We start from the raw sequence: 19,102 nt of genomic DNA, 5'->3' as shown, positions 1-19,102 counted from the left end.
ATGTGAGGGCGGCCTCGTGCGCCGTGATCGGCGTCACACGTTGGACGGCGCCGGCATGACGGCGGCGATGGCGGAGAGGGGCAGCGTGCGCTCGATGTCGGCCTTGCGGTCACGTGCCCGGAGCCGACCGTTCGCGACGCTCGCGGGGGCGAGCAGGTAGTCGGCGGTGGTGCCGCCCGGCATGCGCACCGTGACGGTCAGCGTCTCCTTCGCTCGTGCGGCCGCCTCGAGCTGCCTGGCGAGCCAGGCGACCTCGGTGGCGTCGTCGTCGCCGTCGACGAGCACGCGATCGAGCATCGCGCCGATGGGGTCGCTCGCGGTGGGCGGCGGCGGCGACTGGGCCAGATGGTGCCGCCGCAGGCGCACGATGGCGCCGTCACGGTCTTCGGCCGCGACCGGATAGCGGGCATCGGAGAGCGCCCAGAAGACGACATCGGGTGCGAATCGCGAGAGCAGGCGGTTGGGCCCGACCTGGCGCAGTCCGATCGCGCTCAGCGCCTGGTCGACGGCGAGGGTGCGCACGACCTGCTCGTCGTCGGAGCGCACCACGGTGCGGGCGGGGAGCTCGGCGTCGTCGGCGGTGGCGACGCGGACGCTGCCGAAGCGCTTGGCCGCCTCGTCGATGAGGTAGGCGACGGGCTGCGGGATGCCGGTCAGCGAGATGCCGCCGAGGAACGCGAGGATGGTGTCGGCCGATTCGCCGGCGGCGAGGCCGCGGTTCACGGATGCCGCGCTCACGCGGTATGTGGAGGCGAGGTCGCGGGCCTCCACGTCGGCGAACCCACGGAGACGTGCATCGAGCACGGGCTCGAGCGGGCCCGGCGAGACGATCGTGAGGTCGTGCTGCAGGTAGACCTTCGAGACCTGCGCCGGGAAGTGCGCCGAGAGGAGCGCGGCTGCACGCTCCACGTCGCCGACGAGCACGAGGCGGCCGGATTCGACCGGTTCGCCGGCCACGGCGAGGCCGAGCGCCTCGGCGTCGTCGACCAGGCGGTCGAGCCCGTCGTCGAGCCATCGGCCGCCCGCCGGATACAGCCAGCGGACGTCTTCGCGCAGGTCGGTGGAGGAGAGCGTCTCGCTGCGGCGGGCCACGAGTTCGCGCAGGGTCGGCGGGATGCGCGACAGCCACTGCTCGGCCAGGCGCTGCCATCGCTCCGCGGCGCTGCGCTGGGTCCAGCTCGCGCCGATGTCGGACTCCAGCCAGTAGGCCCCGTCGCGCAGCACCAGACCCGCCTCGTCAGCACGGTGGAACAGGCGCGGCAGGGCGTCGAGGTCGATGCCGCACACCTCGGCGAGCCGTTTCGAGTCGGGCAGCGTGAGACCGCCCTTCGCGAGCTCGCGGGCAGGTTGCGACCCGAGCGCGGCGAGGAGTTCGGCCGTCGCCGCGACGGTGGCGTATGCCGCCTCGGAGGCTCGGCGGTCGAGGATCGTGCGGTCGACCTGGTCGACGCCGACGAGCACGGGCGGCGCCGGGGCGGCGAGATCCGCGGCATCCGGGACGTCGCGGCCGGTGCGCGTGGCGAGGCGGCTCGAGACCGCCATGGGCAGGTGCACGCGCCGTCCGTCGAGGATGACGATCAGCAGGGCGGCGAGATCGTCGAGCAGGTCGGGCGCCGCCTTCGTGAGCTCCGCGGATGCGCCGAGGCGGGCGAGTTCGTCGACCACCGCGTCGACCGTGGTGTCGTTGTGGTCGGCGGTCAGCTCAGCCGTCGCGGCCAGCACCGCGAGGCGCGGACGGTCGAGTCTGGAGATGACGTGATCGAGCGAGTCGGGCGCGAGCAGCACCTCGGCCAGGTCGAAGAGGTCGCGGATGCCGGTCGTGTCGAACTCGCGCGTCTGCAGCGCGGCCGCGAGTCCTGGTCGGGGCAGCGCGCGAAGCCGCGCGGCGAGTTCGAGCATCGTCTCCGATCAGTTCGTTCGAGGGCGCGAGGAGCGGGCCCGGTTCACCGCGTGCACGATGAACAGGGCGATGAGCATCAGGAAGCCGAGCGGCAGTCCGAACCAGGGCAGCATGATGACGACCGGCCAGATGCCCTGACTGAACCCGTCGTTCTCGGCCACGCCGGCCATGGTGCCGATCAGCACGGCGATGAATGCGGCCACGGAGAGCAGCACCATCGTCGTGAACATGTACGCCAGGACGCGCTCGACGCGATGGCTGCCGCTCTGATCGGATTCGCTCACGCCTCAAGGATACGGCAGCGGCGTCGTGCGGGGGGTCGGGACTCTAGACTGGTCGTTGCAGGGCGCGCGCATTCGGCGCGCCTCCGACACGAGCGAGGTTCACACGATGCCCACCGGCAAGGTCAAGTTCTACGACGAGGAGAAGGGGTTCGGCTTCATCAGCTCAGATGACGGCCAGGAGGTCTTCCTCCACGCTTCCGCTCTTCCCGCCGGCGCGACCGTGCGTGCGGGCTCTCGCCTCGAGTTCGGCGTCGCCGAGGGCAAGCGGGGTGCGCAGGCGCTGTCCGTGCGCGTGCTCGACGCGCCCGTGAGCCTCGCGAAGATCAACCGCAAGCCCGCCGACGACATGGCGATCATCGTCGAAGACGTCGTGAAGGTGCTCGACGGCATCGGCAGCGACCTCCGTCGCGGCCGGTACCCCGAGAAGTCCAAGGCGCGCACGGTGGCTGCCGTGCTGCGCAAGGTGGCTGACGATCTGGATGCCTGAGCTTCCCGACTCCGAGATCCGGGCGGATGCGGCGGCCGACGTCGACGCATCCGTCGTGAGCGATGCGCTCGAGTACGGTGCGACCGAGGTCGAGTCCTCAGAGACCGGCGTCGAGTCGATCGCCGACGACGCCGAGTCGTCCGAGACCGGCACCGAGACGATTCCGGCTCCCGACGCGCTGGTCGCCGACGAGCCGGCCGAGGTGTTCGAACCCGACCAGGTGCTGCTCGACGCGGTCGACCTCGCGCGCCGGGCACTGCTCGAGACCACCGCTCCCGAGACCGTCGGCTCCGTGATCGGCCACATCGCCGAGGGCGAGCACGTGCTGACGCTGCACTTCGCGTCCGATCTCTCCGGATATCCGGGATGGCACTGGAGCGTGACCCTCGTACGGGTCGACGACGCCGAGCCCACGATCGTCGAGACGCAGCTGATGCCGGGCGACGGCGCATTGCTCGCGCCCGCCTGGATCCCCTGGTCCGAGCGGCTCGCCGACTACCGTGCCGCGCAGGCGGCGGCGGCCGAGGCCGCGCGCGAAGCCGGCGACGACGAGCACGGCGACGACCTCGACGACGCGTCCGAGGAGCTCGAGATCGTCGCCGACGACGAGTTCGACGACGACGACGATGACGACGACGGTGCGGGCGACGACGGCGACGGCGAGTCCGACGCGTCGGACCACGACGCGCATCGCGACGCGTTCGACGGCATCGACTTCGAGGAGCTCGACGAGGGCTCGCTCGACGACGCGCACCACGACGATGTCCGACTCGACGAGTCGTCGCTCGCGGCCGAGGAGCCTGCGGGTGCCGAGGACGGCGACGCGGACTCAGCCGGGCGTCACGACGACGAGGACTGACGTGCCGCTCGGCGCCTGATCGCCAGCACGACGACCAACGCGATCACGCCGAGCGCCGCGCCCGCCACGCACGCCCAGATCAGCCACTCCAGGCCGGCCGACGCGAGCGCGTCGCGCAGGAGAAGGCACACCGCGAGCGCGACGAGCCACAGGGCCGTGCCCGCGAGCACCGCCTTGCGCGCATCGGCACGGGCGGGCGCCGGATCCGGCCGGCGCTCCGACTCCGCGAGCCAGAGCCGCATGCGGTTCAGCCGATCCGCTCGAGCACGTGGTCGATCGACGCGGTGAGCGCGCGGACGTCGTCAGGCTCGATCGCCGTGAACGTCGCGACGCGCAACTGGTTGCGGCCGAGCTTGCGGTAGGGCTCGGTGTCGACGATGCCGTTCTCGCGCAGGATCGCCGCGATCTTCGCGGCATCCGTCGACTCGTCGAAGTCGATCGTGACGACGACCTGCGAGCGATCGGCGGGGTCGGCGACGAACGGGGTGGCCACCGAGGTGCGCGCAGCCCAGTCGTAGAGCACCGAGGACGATTCGCGCGTGCGGGCGTCGGCCCAGTCGAGGCCGCCCGAGCCGTTCATCCAGTCGAGCTGGTTCTCGAGCAGCAGCAGGGTCGCAAGGGCCGGCGTGTTCAGCGTCTGGTTGAGGCGCGAGTTGTCGACGGCGTTCTTCAGCGAGAGGAACTCGGGGATGTAGCGGTCGGAAGCCGCGATGCGCTCGACGCGCTCGATGGCGGCGGGGGAGAACAGGGCGAACCAGATGCCGCCGTCGGAGGCGAAGTTCTTCTGGGGCGCGAAGTAGTAGACGTCGAACTGGGTCGGGTCGACCGCGACGCCGCCCGCCGCGCTCGTCGCGTCGATGACGGTGAGCGCGCCGTCGTCGCCCGCGACGCGCTGCACGGGGGCCATGACGCCGGTCGAGGTCTCGTTGTGCGGCCAGGCGTACACGTCGACCCCGGCGACGGCCTCGGGGTTCGAGCGCGTGCCCGCGGCGGCTTTGCGCACGTCGGGCGCCTCGAGCCACGGGGCGGATGCCGCGCCCGCGAACTTCTGGCCGAATTCGCCGAACGCGCACAACTGGGCGCGATGTTCGATGAGCCCGGCCGAGGCCGAGTCCCAGAACGCGGTGGAGCCGCCGTTGCCGAGCACGACCTCGTAGCCGTCGGGGAGGGCGAACAGGTCGGAGAGGCCGCTGCGCACGCGCCCGACGAGGTTCTTGACCGGCGCCTGGCGGTGCGAGGTGCCGAGCAGCGCGGGGCCCTCGGCGGCCAGGTGGGCGAGCTGTTCGGGCCGCACCTTGGACGGGCCGCAGCCGAATCGTCCGTCGGCGGGCAGGAGGTCGCTGGGGATCACGAGGCTCGGCATGGAGTCGAGTCTAACGAGGCTCCGCATCCGGCTAGGCTTGATGACGGGCTGCGACAGGGAGGGCTTGCTGATGACGGATCTCATCGACACCACGGAGATGTACCTTCGCACGATTCTCGACCTCGAGGAAGAGCACATCGTGCCGCTGCGCGCCCGCATCTCCGAGCGTCTCGGCCACTCCGGCCCGACGGTCTCGCAGACCGTCGCCCGCATGGAGCGGGACGGGCTCGTCGTCGTGTCCGGAGATCGTCACCTCGAGCTCACCCCCGATGGCCGGAGCAAGGCCGTGCACGTCATGCGCAAGCACCGCCTGGCCGAGCGGCTGCTCGCCGACGTCATCGGACTCGAGTGGGAGTTCGTGCACGACGAGGCCTGTCGCTGGGAGCACGTCATGAGCGAGCAGGTCGAGCGCCGCCTCGTCGAGATCCTGGGCGAGCCCACGCACTCCCCGTACGGCAACCCCATCCCCGGGCTCGACGAACTGGGCCTCGAGCCCGCAGCCCCCTTCATGACGGGCGTCGTGCGCGTCACCGACGCCCTCGCCGACAGCGAGACCGAGGTCCGCGGCGTCGTTCGCAGGCTCGGCGAGCCCGTGCAGTTCGACCCCGAACTGCTCCTCCAGCTCAAGCAGGCCGGCATCCTCCCGGGTGCCGCCGCGAGGTTCGCCAGGAACGGCGGCTACGTGCTCGTCGAGGTCGACGGGGTCGACGGCGGACTCGAGCTCACGACGGATGTCGCGGGCCACATCTTCATCGGCGTGTAGGCCCCCCGTTCGGGGGTGTTCTCGCAAGTATGTGCGCCGAACCGTGATCAGAATGTGACATTCGGTCCATCGTCACGTATTCTCGGTCGAGTTCGACGGCACGAAGCCGGTCGTCGGACCAGGACCGGGATCGCCTCTCAGCACCCACCGCCCGGTTCAGGACGAAGACGCGCCTCGAGCGCACCAGGTGGGACGGATCAGGTTTTCCGTGGGGCGGTGGAGGAACCCGATTTGGCTCGATTCACCCCCCGTCGTCCCAATGCCCAGCTCAAGAGGAACACCGCCAAGGCGGTCGCGCGCAAGAACCGCGATCGTGCGGCAACGCCTGCAGACGAGGTGATCGCGCGGAAGCCGTTGGCCTCGACCAGGCCGCTGCGTCGTGGAGCGGTCGCCAACGTCGCGGTCATGACGCTGGCCGCCGGCATCGTGGGCACCATCGCCATCCCGGCGTACGCGTTCGCCCCGGGCAGCAACGGCCCGCAGTTCGCGACGAGCGCCGAGACGAAGCTGACGAACGCGCAGGCGCAGTCCGTCGAGGTCGCCGAGGACGTCATCGCGGCCCCGGTCACGAAGGACGGCTTCGCCGCCACGACCGCGGCCGAGATCGAGGCCGCCGCGGAGGCCCAGCGCCAGGCCGAGGCCGCCGAGGCCGCGCGCGTCGCCGCCGAGGCCGAGATGGCCTCGTACGCCGCGTCGTACTCCGGGCCGTCGGTCGACGCCTTCCTCGCCAACCCGGCGTACCCGAGCTACGACCTCGCGAGCGTCTACAACGTCGCCACGCAGTACATCGGCACGCCCTACGTCTACGGCGGCGCGACGCCGGCCGGCTTCGACTGCTCCGGCTTCGTCATGTACGTCTACGCGCAGTTCGGCATCGGCATGCCGCACTCCTCCGCGGGCCAGGGCGCCATGGGCACGCAGATCTCCGAGGCCGACGCCCAGCCGGGCGACCTCGTCATCATGGACGGCCACGACGGCTTCTACGCCGGCAACGGCATGATCCTCCACGCGCCGTACGAAGGCGCCGCGGTTCGCGTGCAGCCGATCTGGACGAGCGACTACTACATCGTGCGCATCGGCATCTGAGGCGTGAACATCGCGTGACACGACCTGTGAATGACGCGCCGGGAGGCCCCGGCGCGTCATTCATGTCGTAGCCTGAAAGCCTGACGATCCGAGATCCGGGCGAGGGGAACGCCGATGGTCCGCACGTGCAGCATCCATTCCGCGGATGCGCGCGCGCAATTCCACCAACGGCGCAGTAGTCAGCCGATCACCAGCCGAGCCGACGTTTCGACGGGCACTGTCTTCATGACGGTGCCCGTTCTGCGTTCTCGGGCCGGTTCTGCGTCGGCACGCGACATCCGCCCCCTTCATGGCCTCACGCGACCCGCACGTCGCCGGAGCGTCGTTCCGTTCACGCGGCTGGAAGCCATCCAGCCCCGATCGAAAGGCACTCCATGCGCACACTCGTGCTGAACGCGGGTTACGAACCCCTCGCCGTCGTCTCCTTCAAGCGGGCGCTCCTCCTGGTCATGAACCAGAAGGCGACCATCATCCGGCACGACGAGGGCAATCCCGTCTGCGCCGCGAGCGGCTCGTGGCAGAGACCGAGCGTGATCGTGCTCACCCGGTACGTGCGAACGCCACGGGTGCACGCGGTGCCGGTGAGCCGACGTGGGGTGCTGCGCCGCGACGAGCACCGGTGCGCGTACTGCGGACGTTCCGCTGCGACCATCGACCACGTGCTGCCGCGCTCGCGCGGCGGACGCGACACCTGGGAGAACCTCGTCGCGTGCTGCCTGCGCTGCAACAACCTCAAGAGCGACCACACCCCGGCCGAGATGGGCTGGGAGCTCCGGTTCACGCCGAGGATGCCGCACGGACGGAGCTGGGTCGTGCGCGGATTCGAGCGCCCGCTCCCGCAGTGGGACGAGTATCTCGCGAACGTGGCGTGACGTCGGGGTGACTTCGCCGTTCGGTTGCCCTAGGGTGGATCCAGTCGCCGGACGACCCGGCCGATGCGACGACGCACGTATCCCGAACAGGTCCCGACCGCGGCCCTGAACGGTGTCCGGAGGATCGACTTTTGCACGAAGGTGAGAACGCCGAGCAGCCATCGCGCTCGCAACGGCGCGCGGCCGAGTCCGCGAGATCGCGACGATCGGCCCCCTCCCAGCCCGCCCGTGCGCGTCGACGGAACCCCAGCCGCGCCGAACGGCGCGCCGCAGCGGCATCCGCGCCCTCCGAGCCGATGCGGCAGCACTCGGATGCCGTGCCTCCGGCGCCCGGCTCGGGGCGCTCGACCACGACCGTGCGGCGGGTCCGCCCGCTCCGCGTCTTCGCGACCGTCCTCGTGGTGCCGGCCATCGTCGGCACCGTCGCGATGCCGGCCTATGCGCTGATGCCCTCGGGCGACCTGTTCCAGACCTCCGGCCGGTTCAGCTTCTCCGTGGCCGAGGCGCAAGACGTCGACGTCTCGGCCGACGCCTCCGGCGCCCCGGTCTCGAGCGACGCCTATTCGGTCACCACCAAGGCGGAGATCGACGAGGCGGCGCAGAACGCCGAAGAGGAGGCCCAGGCGGCCTGGGCCGCCGAACTCGCGTCGAGAGGCGCCGGCGCCTACGCGATCTACACCGTCAAGGCCGAGGGAGACGACTACCCCTGGTGGGACCAGATCCCCGACGACTACGGCGGAGGCCTCTCGCCGCTCCGGTACTACTACCGTGAGTGCGTCGACTTCGTCGCGTGGCGCCTGAACCGCGACGCCGGCGTGACGAGCGCGCCCTGGAAGTGGGACTGGTCGAACCTCGCATCGGGCAGCGCTTACGCCTGGGCCGACGAGTGGGTCTCCCACGGATGGCCCACGAGCGACGTGCCCGTGGTCGGCGCGGTCGCGTGGTTCCCGTACAACCACGTGGCGTACGTGCAGTCGGTCAACGGCGACGGCACCGTCAACATCGAGGAGTACAACCAGAACTCCGACCACTCGTACCACCAGCGCACGATCCCCGCCGGGGACGCGCTGTACCTCTACCCGCCGACCTGATCCGCGGCGTCGGTCGCCCGACTGTGACGATGTGGCGAAATCCGCACGCGAAGTTGGACGACTCGGACAATGATGCGGTGACGCGACTCCCGTAGCGTTGGGAACCATCCCACGCAGAGGCAGGTGACCGCGATGACGCAGCCGGTGAACGAATCACGACTCGAAGAGAACACGTTCGTCGACGAGCTCTCGCCGACGACCTCCGCGATCGTGGTGCTCGGCTACAACTAGCGACTCGCCCGGCCAGACGGCTGCGCCGCACGCCCCGAGCGTGCAGGGAACCGATCAGGGCGCGTGGGGACCGATCAGGGCAGGCGGGCGAGGCACGCGGGCGCGGGCGTGCTGACCGTGCGCACGACGTGGGTGGGAACGCCGGACTCGAGCTCGATCACGGCGATGGAATCCGATGCCTGGTCGGCCACGAGCGCGAATCGCTCGTCATGCGTGAGATGCAGGTCGCGCGGATGCCGGCCGCCGGTGCTGACGGAGGCGACGTGCGTGAGCGTACGGGCATCGGCGTCGAAGCGGAGGCACGCGAGGGCGTCGGCGTCGCGATCGCCGATGAGCACGGTGCCCGAGGCCGTGAGCCGGATCGCCGAGAGCCCGAGGCCCCGCGGAGCCACGCTCGCATCGACCGGGAACGAGTCGAGCTCGAGGCCGGTGACCAGGTCGATGATGCTCGCCGTGCGGTCGAGTTCGTTCGCGACGACCGCGAGGTCGCCGAGGATCACGAGGTGCCGTGGCCCCGCGCCGGCGTGGATCAGGATGTCCGCGGCCTCGCCTGAGGTGGGGTCGAAGGTCTCGGGCAGGCCGTCGAGACCGATCACCCGGATGCGGTCGGCTCCGAGGTCGGGCACGAGAAGTCGTGACCTGGCCGCATCGAGCACCACCTGGTGCGGGTGCGAGGACTCCTGCCGCGAACGGTCGGGCCCCGTGCCGCTGTACGCGGCGGAGAGCGCGGCGTCGGCCGCGGCATCCGCTCGCACCGGATGCGCCGTGACCACGCCGCCCGAGTAGTTCGCGGCGAAGGCCCAGTCGCCGGTCGCGTCGAAGGCGATGTGGCACGGGTCGCCGGCCCCCGTGGCGCCGGCATCGCCGAAGGGGCGCACGGCGTCGCCGTCGATGCTCCACGTCGAGACCCGGCCGACGGTGAGCTCGTGCACGATGCCGAGCACGCCGGCAGGCGAGACGGCGAGGAACATCGGGTTCTCGCCCACGTCGACGGGGTCGCCGAGCGTGATGGCGCCGTCGGCCGCGACCTCGAGCGGGCGGATGCCGCGTGCGGGCGACCCGAGCGCGCCGACCGTGGACGCGCCGACCCAGAATCTCGTGCCGCTCATGATGCTCCGTTCCGTTGTGGGGGAGTGCCGGACGTGCGCGAGCACCGCGCGACGTGCGGAACGCCGTCGGACAGGGTATCGCGGTCGACCGACCCCGTCGTGCCGACGCCGTGCCGGGCCCGAACCGAGCGTGCTTCCCGACCTGCGAGGACTTCGAGCTGAGCGGCGATTCGGATCCCCGGGGTGCGTGCACGCCGTGCCCGCGACATCCGTCGTTCGCGTGACGGAGCGGGTTCTCGACCCGCCCGCCATTGCGGGTAAACTCGTGCGGTCAGCCTCTGTAGCTCAATGGAAGAGCAGTTCCGTCCTAAGGAAAGGGTTGGGGGTTCGAGTCCCTCCAGGGGCACCACGAATGCGTGGTCGCCATGCGTCAGGCCATGCGATCCAAGGCGCCGAGACGGCGGGGGCGCCGTCTCGGCGGCGGAGTATCGCGGCGCGGAGTTCGCTCGTACAGTGTGAGAGCGCGCATCGTGCTCGCACTGCAAGAGAACCGGACCTCGAGGAGATTCCATGGACACGCTCGTCTCCGTGCTGCACGACGCCACCCACCTCGTGCCCGGCGTGCCCGAGCACGGTGAGGCGCCCGCCAGCGAGCGGCACAGCCGGAGCCGCACCGACGCTCGCCGGCACGGCCGTGGCCCTCGCCTGCAGAACTCGCGCCGGCACCACCAGGCCCCGCCGCGCGTCCTCGTCGCCTGGCAGGCATGGATCGCCCGACAGGTCGGGCGCGCGAGTCGCGACGCGAGCTGATCTCGGGAACGCCTCGGTCGAGGGCCGCTCAGGTCCAGTCGACGGCGTGCGCCCAGCCGGCGATGTAGGCGCGTTCGTTCGCGCCGAGTCGAACGGCGGCGGTCGGCGCGCGACCGATGTCGAGGCCGCAGATCTCGAACACCCGGCGCACGACGAACGGGCGCAGGGGAGCGGCGGGGTTCGCGAGGATCTCGCGCTGGAGTCCGCGGTCGAGCAGGGTCCACCAGGTGCCGATGGGCGGCAGCCCCTGGGACGGAAGGTGCCCGCGCGAGCGGGACGGCTGGTCGAGAATCGAGCTCATCGTGCGGCCCTCGGATGCGGTGCGGTGCTCGGAAGGGCAGTCGTCGCTCGGGCGCTCGGATCGATGGTGATGCGGTCGTGCATGGTGTGTTCCTCGTTCCGGTCGGCCACGTCGTCGGGGTCGACCCAGATGGAGCATACGCCACGAATCCGAGTGGGGGCAGGGCATTCCCTGAAGAGTCCCGGTGCTACCGCGGCGAGGCGACGCGGAGCATGATGGACGGATGGACCTGCCCGTGATGCCGCCCATCGCACCGATGCTCTCGAAGGCCGTCAAGGAGATCCCCGACCTCGGCCACACGGAGCCGAAATGGGACGGCTTCCGCACCATCGTGTTCCGCGACGGCGATGAGATCGAACTCGGCAGCCGCAACGAGAAGCCGATGACCAGGTACTTCCCCGAGCTCGTCGAGGCGCTCCGCGAGAACTTGCCCGAGCGGTGCGTGGTCGACGGCGAGATCATCCTCGTGCGCGACGGTCGCCTCGACTTCGACGCCCTGCAGCAGCGCATCCATCCGGCCGCGTCGCGCGTGAAGCTGCTCTCCGAGCAGACGCCGGTGGCCTTCGTCGCCTTCGACCTGCTCGCGCTCGGCGACGACGACCTGATGCCCAGGCCCTTCGGTGAGCGCCGTCGACTGCTCGTGGACGCGCTGGCCGCGGCATCCGACCCCGTGTTCGTCACGCCGGCCACGGCCGACCTCGCCGAGGCGCGCGAGTGGTTCACCCGCTTCGAGGGCGCGGGCCTCGACGGGGTCGTGGCCAAGCCGCTCGACGGTGCCTACCTGCCCGACAAGCGCAGCATGTTCAAGGTCAAGCACGAGCGCACCGCCGACTGCGTGGTCGCCGGCTTCCGGTGGCACAAGACCGGCGGCATCGTCGGCTCGCTGCTGCTCGGCCTCTACGACGACGAGGGGCGGCTGCACCACGTCGGCGTCGCGGCCTCGTTCCCGATGGCCCGCCGGGCGAGCCTCGTCGCCGAGCTCGAGCCGTACGTCGAGACCGACCTGTCGCGGCATCCGTGGGGTGAATGGGCCGACCCCGAGGCCCAGGGCACGCGGATGCCGGGTGCGGTCAGCCGTTGGTCGGCCGGCAAGAACCTCTCGTTCGTGCCGCTGCGCCCCGAGCTCGTGGTCGAGGTCGGCTACAGCCAGATGGAGGGCGATCGCATTCGCCACACGGCGCAGTTCAAGCGGTGGCGCACCGATCGGGATGCCGCGTCGTGCACGTACGCGCAGCTCGAGTCGCCCGACGGGCTCGACCTGTCGCAGATCTTGCCCGTGGGCGGCTGACCCGACGGCGGATGCCACGGCCGGGCGGCCGCTCGGCTGCTCGGCGGCCGCGCCTCAGATGACGGCCCGGAGGCCCGCCGACAGCGCCGTATGGTGCTCGAACACGAGGTTCGTCTCGGTGAGCGCGACGGCCGGGTTGGCCGAGAGGTTCTTCAGCACGAACTGCCGCACGTGCTCGCTGTCGCGCACGCGCACGTGGATGAGGAAGTCCTCGGTGCCGCCGAGGAAGAAGAGCTGGGCGACCTCGGGCTCGCGGCGGAGCTCGTCGGAGATCTGCTCCATCAGGTGTCGTGCCCCGGGCCGGATGCGCACGCTCACGAGCGCCTGCAGCGTGAAGCCGAGCGCGATCGGGTTGATCTCGGCGGTGTAGCGCACGATGACGCCGCGTTCGCGGAGCGAGCGCACGCGCGCGAGGCAGGTCGACGGCGAGACGCCGACGGCGCGGGCGAGGTCGATGTTCGGGATGCGGGCGTTCTCGTGCAGCCGGGCGATGATCGCGCGATCGAGCTCGTCGAGGACGGCGGGGCCGGTCGGGAGCGTTGGGCTGATCTGCGGCGAAACCTCGCTCATGCGGCATCCAATCGAACTATTGAAACGAATGTCGCGAGTCTACCGAATTCTGTGCAGTGGTTCTTTCAATCGAGCGAATAAAGAGCGACCATGAGGGAAAACAACCAACTTCGTTCGGAGTCCCTCATGTACATCGGCGTACCCGCTGAGATCAAGAACAACGAGTTCCGCGTCGCGATGACGCCCGCCGGAGTGCACACGCTCGTGCAGCGCGGCCACCGCGTCGCCATCCAGGCGGGAGCGGGCACCGGTGCCGGATTCACCGACGCCGAGTACCTCGCCGCCGGCGCCGAGATCGCCGCCACGGCCGCCGAGGCGTGGTCGGCCGAGCTCGTGCTCAAGGTGAAGGAGCCCATCGAGGCCGAGTACGGCTTCCTCCGTGAGGACCTCACGCTCTTCACCTACCTGCACCTCGCGGCCGACCTCCCGCTGACGCGCGCGATCCTCGACTCGGGCGTCACGGCGATCGCCTACGAGACGGTGCAGCTGACCGACCGCTCGCTGCCGCTGCTCACGCCCATGAGCGAGGTCGCGGGTCGCCTCGCGCCGCAGGTCGGCGCGGCGGAGCTGCTGGCCTCCAAGGGGGGAGCGGGTGTGCTGCTCGCCGGCGTGCCCGGCACGTCGCCCGCGAAGGTCATCGTCATCGGCGGCGGCGTCGCGGGGGAGCAGGCTGCGGCCACGGCGCTCGGCCTCGGCGCCGACGTCACGGTGTTCGACATCTCGCTGCCGAAGCTCCGCGAGATCGACGCCCGCTACGACCACCGTATCCACACGCTGGCGTCCTCGCCCTACGAGATCGCCCGCCAGCTGAAGGACGCCGACCTCGTGATCGGCGCCGTGCTCGTCCCGGGCGCCGCCGCGCCGAAGGTCGTCACCGACCAGATGGTCGCGCAGATGAAGCCCGGTGCCGTGCTCGTGGACATCGCCATCGACCAGGGCGGGTGCTTCGAGGGCTCGCGCCCCACCACGCACGCCGAGCCGACGTTCCGCGTGCACGACGCGATCTTCTACTGCGTGGCGAACATGCCGGGCGCGGTGCCGGCGACCTCGACTCCGGCGCTCACGAACGCGACCCTGCCGTACGCGGTCCGCATCGCCGACCTCGGCTGGGAGGCGGCGCTCGGAGCCGACCCCGCGCTCGCCAAGGGGCTGAACGCCACGGCCGGCCGGCTCACGAACGAGGGCGTCGCGCTCGCGCACGGGCTGGAGCTGCAGACGGCGAGCTGAGTCCGTTGGGCGAGCAGGCGCCCCGGGCGCCGTCTCGAGGCCCGCATCGCGCGGGTCTCGAGACGCTTCGCTCCTCGACCGTCCGCCTCAGGAGAGCGTGAGGAACAGCTTCTCGAGCTCGTCGACGGTGAGCCGTTCGCGGCCGACGTCGTCGGGCCGTGCGGCGGATGCCGCGCCCGGGCGTTCGTCGGCGATGCAGTCGCGCATCGCCGAGGAGATGATCGCGAAGCCCGCCTTGTCGAGTGCGCTCGACACGGCGGAGAGCTGGGTCACGACGGTGCGGCAGTCGCCGCCGGACTCGACCGCGTCGATGACCGCGTTGAGCTGGCCGCGGGCCCGCTTCAGCCGGTTGAGGATGCGACGCTGCGCCTCCTCTTCGGGGATGGTCATTCCGAGCCGGCGAGCGTGAGCGGAAGGCCCTCGCGGTACCACGCGAGGATGCCGCCCGAGATGTTCACGGCGTCGACGCCGATGCTCTCGAGGTAGGCGGTCGCCTGCGCACTGCGTCCGCCGACGTGGCAGAGCGTGTAGACGGTCGTGTCGCGGGGGACCTCGTCGACCCGGGCGACCAGGTCGCCCAGCGGGATGTGCAGGGCGCCCTCGATGCGGGCCTTCTCGAGCTCGTGCGGCTCGCGCACGTCGAGGATGACGGCGCCCTCGAGCGCTTCGACCTCGGCGGGGGTGATCTCCTGCATGGCGGGCGGCTCCTTCGGGTCGAGGGGCTGGGCGGAAGGGCACAGCGTAGGGCAGGGGTCGAGGCTACCACGATACCCGGGGGGTATCTGAACCGGCATCCGACGGCGCTGCATCCCACGAAACGCCCGTTCGGGCCTTATCGTGTCCGTGTGCGGCGGCTCGATCGGAACGAAGAAGAGGATGCGCTCCTCGACGCGCAGTCGGATGCCGCCGCAGACGCACTCACCCCGGAAGCCATGCCACAGAACCTCACGAGTCCCCACAGCCTGAGCCTCGGCGACCCCGACCTCGTCGCCGGCAATGTCGCCGAGCCCGCCTGGCGGCGCTGGCAGCGCGAACTCGAGACGGTCGGCGGGCGATCGCCGCTCGTGCGCTTCGTCGACACGCCGCGCACACGCATCGAGCTCTCGACGACCCACCCCGGCGGCCTGCCGCAGTTCATCACAGGTCGCTCGACGCTGCTCTCGAGCCTGATCCGCGACGAGCTCGCCCTGCGCAATGCGAAGCTCGCCGCCGCCGAGATCACGCAGAAGGGCGTCGAACTCCGCTCCGTGCGCGGCATCGAGTCGGTGCACCTCGCGATCGGCCTCGCCTCGTGGCGCAACGGCGGCGAGGAGTTCCTCGCCCCGGTGCTGCTCCGCCCGCTCGCGATCCGCCGCTACGGCCGGGACTTCGAGCTGAAGCTCAAGGGCCAGCCCTACCTCAACCCGGCGCTCGCGCGAGAGCTGCGGGAGCAGTTCCAGATCACGCTCGACGCCGACGCGTTCGTCGCGCTCGCCATCACGAACGGCGTCTTCAAGCCCCAGCCGGTCATCGATCGCCTCCGCGGCCTCACGAGCCACCTGCCGTGGTTCCAGGTCGCGCCGCGTCTCGTGGTCTCCTCCTTCGCCGAGGTCGGCCCCTCGATGGCCGAGGATGCCGCGAACCTCGAGCACCCGCTCATCGACGCCATCGCCGGCAACCCGGCCGCCAAGGCCAGGTACGCCGACTCGGGGCAGCGGGCTCGCCCGGTGCCGCAGGACGAGCGTCCGCCCTCGACCGACACCCTGCTCCTCGACGCCGATCCCGAGCAGGAACGCGTGATCGCCGAGATCGAGGCGGGCACCTCGATGGTCGTGAAGACCCTCCCCGGCACGGGCGGCACGCAGACCATCGTGAATGCGGTCGGATCCCTCGTCGCCAGGGACCAGCGCGTGCTCGTCGTCGGCGCGCGGCGCGCGAGCCTCGACGGCATCGCGCACCGGCTCGGCCAGGTCGGGCTCGGCGGCGCCGCCGTCACGACCGCGGCCCTGCGCCGCGACCTCATCACGTCGATCTCGCGCAACGAGAAGGTCGAGCGGCCGCGGGTCGCGGACGTCGACGACGCGCTCGTGCGCCTGCGGAAGGCGCTCGTCGACTACCGGTCATCGCTCACCCGTCGCGACCCGGGCCTGCACGTCTCGGTACTCGACGCACTCGGCGAACTCGCCCGCCTCGCGCTCCTGCCCGCCGCGCCGTCGACGACCGCGCGGCTCGGCCACGCCTCCCTCGTCGAGCTCGCCGACGGGCGCGATGCCGTCTCGCGCGACCTCGTGCGCGCCGCCGCGCTCGGCGAGTTCAAGTACGGCCCCGGGGACTCGCCCTGGTACGGCGCCTCGTTCACGTCCTCCGAGGAGGCGACGACCGCCCACGAGCTGGCGAAGCGCCTCAGCTCCACCGACGTGCCGCGCCTCATCGACCGCGGTCGCACGCTCATCGGGCAGACGCGCCTGCGCACGTTCGAGTCGGTCGCCGAGCTCGGCGTCTTCCTCCGGTTGCTGCTCGACGTGCGCGAGACGCTCGACCGCTTCCGCCCGTCGGTCTTCGACCGACCGCTGGGCGAGCTCATCTCGGCGACGGCGCCCCGGCGCGATTCTCCCGGCATGTCCGGTGCGAACCGGCGCAGGCTCCGCCGCCACGCGCTCGAGTACGTGCGCCCCGGCGTGCACGTGACCGACCTGAATGCGGCCCTTCGCGGCATCCAGCAGCAGCGCACGCTCTGGCAGCGCTACTCCGAGGCCGGATCGATCCCCGCGGTGCCGGTCGGGCTCGACGACGTCCACGTGGCGTACCGCTCCGTCGAGGGCGACCTGGCGGTGCTGGACACCCCGCTCGGCCTGTCCGGGACGCCCCGTCGTCTCGCGGCGCGCCCCGTGCGCGACCTGACGACCATGCTGACCGGCCTCGCCGCGGAATCCGAGGTGCTCGCCAACCTGCAGGAGCGCACGGCACTGCTCGCGAGCCTGCGAGACCTCGGACTCGACCCGCTGCTCGTCGACCTCGCGCGGCGGCACGTGCCCGAGCACGTCGTCGCATCCGAGCTGGAGCTGGCCTGGTGGCAGTCGGTGCTCGAGCAGATGCTCGCGACCGACACCGCGCTGCTCGGCGCCGACACCGCGCTCCTCGACCGACTCGAGGGCGACTTCCGCCTCGTCGACGAGGCGCACGCGTCATCCGCGGGCCCGCAGCTGGCATGGCACCTGGGCGAGAGCTGGAAGGTCGCGCTCGTCGACCACCCCGACGAGGCCGAACGGCTGAAGCGCGCCCTCCGCGGCGACCGCGTCGACGGGCGTTCGCTGCAGCGGGACACGCCGCACCTCTTCCGGGCGCTGGCGCCGATCTGGCTCGCCTCGCCGTACGACGTCGCCGCGATCGACCCGTCCATCACGTTCGACACCGTCATGCTGGTCGACGCCGGATCCACGACGATGGCCGAGAACCTCGGCGCCATCAAGCGGGCCAGGCAGGTCGTCGCGTTCGGCGATCCGGTCACGCAGACCCCGACGATCTTCGAGACGGGGCTCGACGACCCCGACCGGGCGGATGCCGCAGCCGACGCGGAGGTCGAGACCGACGGTGTCGACGCGCTGCACGCCGACTCCGCGCTCGCCCGCCTCGGCGAACTGCTGCCGACGATGACGCTCACCCGCAGCTACCGGGCGGGCGGCGAGGACCTCGCGGAGCTCGTGAACCGCCGGTTCTACGGCGGCCGCATCGAGTCCCTGCCGTGGGCCGGCAGCTTCCTCGGGCACGGCAGTCTCGGCCTGCACTACGTGCGGGGCAACGGGCTGCCCGACCAGGTCACCGGCACCGTCGAATCGATCGACTCCGAGGTGGCGAAGGTCGTCGAGCTCGTCATGGAGCACGCCGTCAAGCGGCCCCGCGAATCGCTCATGGTCATCACGGCGAGCACGAGGCACGCCGCCCGCGTGCACCAGTCGGTGCTCGCCGCGTTCGCGAAGCGCACCGACCTCTCGGACTTCATCCTCAAGGATCGCGCCGAGCCGTTCACCGTGCTCACGCTCGAGCAGTCGGTCGCGCAGTCCCGCGACCGCGTGATCTTCTCCGTGGGCTACGGGCGCACCCCGCACGGCCGACTGCTGTCGAACTTCGGCTCGCTCGGCGAGCCCGGGGGCGACCGCCTCCTCGCCGTCGGCATGACCCGCGCACGTCGCTCGATGGACCTCGTCTCGGCCTTCCGCCCCGACGACATCGACGCCGATCGCCAGTCGCACGGCGTGCTGGCGCTCGCGAGCATCCTGAGCCAGACCGAGGAGCGTGCTGCCGAGGGCCCCAACGGGTCGAGCGGGTCGTCGATGCTCGACGACCTCGCCGCGAGGCTCGAACGCCGCGGCATCCGGATCTCGCCCGGTCACCGCGGACGCCTCGCCCTTGCCGCGGCCAATGCCGGCAAGGCGGTCGTGGTCGAGACCGACGAGGTGCTCACCGGCTACAGCCTGCGGGAGTCGCTGCGGCTGCGACCCGACGTGCTGCGCCGCCTCGGCTGGCACTACCTCCGCGTGCACAGCTTCGAGCTGTTCGGCAACCCCGAGGCCGTCGCCGATCGGGTCGCGACCCTCCTGGGCCGCCCGCCGGTGCTGCCCGCGGATGCCGCGTCCGAATGAACGACGAGCACGCGACCGACGAGAGCCCGGACGACGAACCTGCGAAGCGCGGTCGGCAGCGTGTCGAGCGGGCCGGCGGACGAGCGCGTCGTGCGCGCCTGACGCCGGCGCCCGGAACCGACCCGTCGCCCGAGACGCCCGTGCCCGGACGCGAGGCGGCGGCCGACGACGATGAGGGCGCCCGCAGGCCGGCTCGCGCCGAAGACGAGCGGTTGACGCGCGAGAAGCCGCCGCACTGGGGCTGAACGGCCCCGTCGAGCGGGGAGCCGGCGACCGCGGAGGCCTCGGGCTCGAGGCATCCG

At 71.3% G+C, this 19,102-nt stretch carries 20 protein-coding genes and 1 tRNA gene; 12 read left to right on the top strand and 9 right to left on the bottom strand.

What is annotated here, in order from left to right; translation table 11 throughout:
- Positions 1–33: 33 nt before the first annotated feature.
- Positions 34–1,899, bottom strand: coding sequence for a helicase-associated domain-containing protein (locus tag ACR3IO_RS04295; RefSeq protein ID WP_434069941.1), 1,866 nt, complete (start codon positions 1,897–1,899; stop codon positions 34–36).
- Positions 1,900–1,908: 9 nt separating this feature from the next.
- Complete coding sequence (locus ACR3IO_RS04290) at positions 1,909–2,184, bottom strand: hypothetical protein (RefSeq protein WP_434069940.1); 276 nt, start codon at positions 2,182–2,184, stop codon at positions 1,909–1,911.
- A 106-nt stretch (positions 2,185–2,290) separates the two neighbouring features.
- Here ACR3IO_RS04290 and ACR3IO_RS04285 point away from each other — a divergent pair, with 106 nt between their 5' ends.
- On the top strand, positions 2,291–2,671 hold the full coding sequence (locus tag ACR3IO_RS04285) for a cold-shock protein (RefSeq protein ID WP_434069939.1): 381 nt from the start codon (positions 2,291–2,293) through the stop codon (positions 2,669–2,671).
- The gene (locus ACR3IO_RS04280; RefSeq protein WP_434069938.1) at positions 2,664–3,530 is read left to right on the top strand and encodes a DUF3027 domain-containing protein; all 867 of its coding nucleotides are present in this window, start codon (positions 2,664–2,666) and stop codon (positions 3,528–3,530) included. The genes ACR3IO_RS04285 and ACR3IO_RS04280 overlap by 8 nt, the downstream gene beginning before the upstream one ends.
- Here ACR3IO_RS04280 and ACR3IO_RS04275 read toward each other — a convergent pair.
- On the bottom strand, positions 3,512–3,772 hold the full coding sequence (locus ACR3IO_RS04275; protein ID WP_434069937.1) for a DUF2530 domain-containing protein: 261 nt from the start codon (positions 3,770–3,772) through the stop codon (positions 3,512–3,514). The genes ACR3IO_RS04280 and ACR3IO_RS04275 overlap by 19 nt on opposite strands.
- Before the next feature lie 5 nt (positions 3,773–3,777).
- Positions 3,778–4,893, bottom strand: coding sequence for a phosphoserine transaminase (gene serC / locus ACR3IO_RS04270; protein WP_434069936.1), 1,116 nt, complete (start codon positions 4,891–4,893; stop codon positions 3,778–3,780).
- A gap of 70 nt (positions 4,894–4,963) precedes the next feature.
- Here serC and ACR3IO_RS04265 point away from each other — a divergent pair, with 70 nt between their 5' ends.
- From ACR3IO_RS04265 to ACR3IO_RS04250, 4 genes are all read left to right on the top strand, one after another.
- A complete protein-coding gene (locus ACR3IO_RS04265; RefSeq protein ID WP_434069935.1) occupies positions 4,964–5,656 on the top strand; it encodes a metal-dependent transcriptional regulator in 693 nt (230 codons plus the stop codon).
- Between the two features lie 231 nt (positions 5,657–5,887).
- Positions 5,888–6,742, top strand: a complete 855-nt coding sequence (locus tag ACR3IO_RS04260) for a C40 family peptidase (protein WP_434069934.1) — start codon at positions 5,888–5,890, stop codon at positions 6,740–6,742.
- A gap of 374 nt (positions 6,743–7,116) precedes the next feature.
- Complete coding sequence (locus ACR3IO_RS04255; RefSeq protein WP_434069933.1) at positions 7,117–7,614, top strand: HNH endonuclease; 498 nt, start codon at positions 7,117–7,119, stop codon at positions 7,612–7,614.
- Between the two features lie 317 nt (positions 7,615–7,931).
- Entirely contained in the window at positions 7,932–8,705 is a 774-nt protein-coding gene (locus ACR3IO_RS04250) for a CHAP domain-containing protein (RefSeq protein ID WP_434069932.1), read from the top strand.
- Positions 8,706–9,010: 305 nt separating this feature from the next.
- Here the strand turns inward: ACR3IO_RS04250 and ACR3IO_RS04245 are convergent, their stop codons facing one another.
- The gene (locus tag ACR3IO_RS04245) at positions 9,011–10,045 is read right to left on the bottom strand and encodes a lactonase family protein (RefSeq protein ID WP_434069931.1); all 1,035 of its coding nucleotides are present in this window, start codon (positions 10,043–10,045) and stop codon (positions 9,011–9,013) included.
- 274 nt (positions 10,046–10,319) lie between these two features.
- On the opposite strand from ACR3IO_RS04245, the gene ACR3IO_RS04240 reads away from it, so the two are divergent.
- Positions 10,320–10,394: transfer RNA gene (locus tag ACR3IO_RS04240), tRNA-Arg, on the top strand.
- A gap of 161 nt (positions 10,395–10,555) precedes the next feature.
- A complete protein-coding gene (locus ACR3IO_RS04235; protein ID WP_434069930.1) occupies positions 10,556–10,795 on the top strand; it encodes a hypothetical protein in 240 nt (79 codons plus the stop codon).
- 28 nt (positions 10,796–10,823) lie between these two features.
- Here ACR3IO_RS04235 and ACR3IO_RS04230 read toward each other — a convergent pair whose 3' ends face one another.
- Positions 10,824–11,096 (bottom strand): hypothetical protein, encoded by a 273-nt coding sequence (locus ACR3IO_RS04230; RefSeq protein ID WP_434069929.1) that lies wholly within the window; start codon positions 11,094–11,096, stop codon positions 10,824–10,826.
- A gap of 223 nt (positions 11,097–11,319) precedes the next feature.
- On the opposite strand from ACR3IO_RS04230, the gene ACR3IO_RS04225 reads away from it, so the two are divergent.
- On the top strand, positions 11,320–12,384 hold the full coding sequence (locus ACR3IO_RS04225; protein WP_434069928.1) for an ATP-dependent DNA ligase: 1,065 nt from the start codon (positions 11,320–11,322) through the stop codon (positions 12,382–12,384).
- Positions 12,385–12,438: 54 nt separating this feature from the next.
- Here the strand turns inward: ACR3IO_RS04225 and ACR3IO_RS04220 are convergent, their stop codons facing one another.
- The gene (locus ACR3IO_RS04220) at positions 12,439–12,954 is read right to left on the bottom strand and encodes an Lrp/AsnC family transcriptional regulator (protein WP_434069927.1); all 516 of its coding nucleotides are present in this window, start codon (positions 12,952–12,954) and stop codon (positions 12,439–12,441) included.
- A 126-nt stretch (positions 12,955–13,080) separates the two neighbouring features.
- Here ACR3IO_RS04220 and ald point away from each other — a divergent pair, with 126 nt between their 5' ends.
- Entirely contained in the window at positions 13,081–14,181 is a 1,101-nt protein-coding gene (gene ald, locus ACR3IO_RS04215) for an alanine dehydrogenase (protein ID WP_434069926.1), read from the top strand.
- Positions 14,182–14,268: 87 nt separating this feature from the next.
- On the opposite strand, the gene ACR3IO_RS04210 is transcribed toward ald, so the two are convergent.
- Together ACR3IO_RS04210 and ACR3IO_RS04205 are read right to left on the bottom strand one after the other, a co-directional pair.
- On the bottom strand, positions 14,269–14,571 hold the full coding sequence (locus ACR3IO_RS04210; protein WP_434069925.1) for a metal-sensitive transcriptional regulator: 303 nt from the start codon (positions 14,569–14,571) through the stop codon (positions 14,269–14,271).
- A complete protein-coding gene (locus tag ACR3IO_RS04205) occupies positions 14,568–14,876 on the bottom strand; it encodes a rhodanese-like domain-containing protein (RefSeq protein WP_434069924.1) in 309 nt (102 codons plus the stop codon). The genes ACR3IO_RS04210 and ACR3IO_RS04205 overlap by 4 nt, the downstream gene beginning before the upstream one ends.
- A gap of 237 nt (positions 14,877–15,113) precedes the next feature.
- Here ACR3IO_RS04205 and ACR3IO_RS04200 point away from each other — a divergent pair, with 237 nt between their 5' ends.
- Positions 15,114–18,800: an AAA family ATPase gene (locus ACR3IO_RS04200; RefSeq protein WP_434069923.1), complete on the top strand. Its 3,687-nt coding sequence runs from the start codon at positions 15,114–15,116 to the stop codon at positions 18,798–18,800.
- Positions 18,797–19,045, top strand: coding sequence for a hypothetical protein (locus ACR3IO_RS04195; protein WP_434069922.1), 249 nt, complete (start codon positions 18,797–18,799; stop codon positions 19,043–19,045). The genes ACR3IO_RS04200 and ACR3IO_RS04195 overlap by 4 nt, the downstream gene beginning before the upstream one ends.
- The last annotated feature ends 57 nt before the right edge of the window (positions 19,046–19,102 follow it).

Source organism: Agromyces sp. Marseille-Q5079, from assembly GCF_051016555.1.
Taxonomy (GTDB): Bacteria; Actinomycetota; Actinomycetes; order Actinomycetales; family Microbacteriaceae; genus Agromyces.
This window is presented reverse-complemented; position numbering and strand designations above follow the sequence as displayed.

Coding starts and splice junctions, on each gene's coding strand:
- ACR3IO_RS04295 (WP_434069941.1), bottom strand. CDS start 1,899: ATGCTCGAACTCGCCGCGCGGCTTCGCGCGCTGCCCCGACCAGGACTC.
- ACR3IO_RS04285 (WP_434069939.1), top strand. CDS start 2,291: ATGCCCACCGGCAAGGTCAAGTTCTACGACGAGGAGAAGGGGTTCGGC.
- ACR3IO_RS04280 (WP_434069938.1), top strand. CDS start 2,664: ATGCCTGAGCTTCCCGACTCCGAGATCCGGGCGGATGCGGCGGCCGAC.
- ACR3IO_RS04275 (WP_434069937.1), bottom strand. CDS start 3,772: ATGCGGCTCTGGCTCGCGGAGTCGGAGCGCCGGCCGGATCCGGCGCCC.
- serC (WP_434069936.1), bottom strand. CDS start 4,893: ATGCCGAGCCTCGTGATCCCCAGCGACCTCCTGCCCGCCGACGGACGA.
- ACR3IO_RS04265 (WP_434069935.1), top strand. CDS start 4,964: ATGACGGATCTCATCGACACCACGGAGATGTACCTTCGCACGATTCTC.
- ACR3IO_RS04255 (WP_434069933.1), top strand. CDS start 7,117: ATGCGCACACTCGTGCTGAACGCGGGTTACGAACCCCTCGCCGTCGTC.
- ACR3IO_RS04245 (WP_434069931.1), bottom strand. CDS start 10,045: ATGAGCGGCACGAGATTCTGGGTCGGCGCGTCCACGGTCGGCGCGCTC.
- ACR3IO_RS04235 (WP_434069930.1), top strand. CDS start 10,556: ATGGACACGCTCGTCTCCGTGCTGCACGACGCCACCCACCTCGTGCCC.
- ACR3IO_RS04230 (WP_434069929.1), bottom strand. CDS start 11,096: ATGAGCTCGATTCTCGACCAGCCGTCCCGCTCGCGCGGGCACCTTCCG.
- ACR3IO_RS04225 (WP_434069928.1), top strand. CDS start 11,320: ATGGACCTGCCCGTGATGCCGCCCATCGCACCGATGCTCTCGAAGGCC.
- ACR3IO_RS04220 (WP_434069927.1), bottom strand. CDS start 12,954: ATGAGCGAGGTTTCGCCGCAGATCAGCCCAACGCTCCCGACCGGCCCC.
- ald (WP_434069926.1), top strand. CDS start 13,081: ATGTACATCGGCGTACCCGCTGAGATCAAGAACAACGAGTTCCGCGTC.
- ACR3IO_RS04210 (WP_434069925.1), bottom strand. CDS start 14,571: ATGACCATCCCCGAAGAGGAGGCGCAGCGTCGCATCCTCAACCGGCTG.
- ACR3IO_RS04205 (WP_434069924.1), bottom strand. CDS start 14,876: ATGCAGGAGATCACCCCCGCCGAGGTCGAAGCGCTCGAGGGCGCCGTC.
- ACR3IO_RS04200 (WP_434069923.1), top strand. CDS start 15,114: ATGCCACAGAACCTCACGAGTCCCCACAGCCTGAGCCTCGGCGACCCC.
- ACR3IO_RS04195 (WP_434069922.1), top strand. CDS start 18,797: ATGAACGACGAGCACGCGACCGACGAGAGCCCGGACGACGAACCTGCG.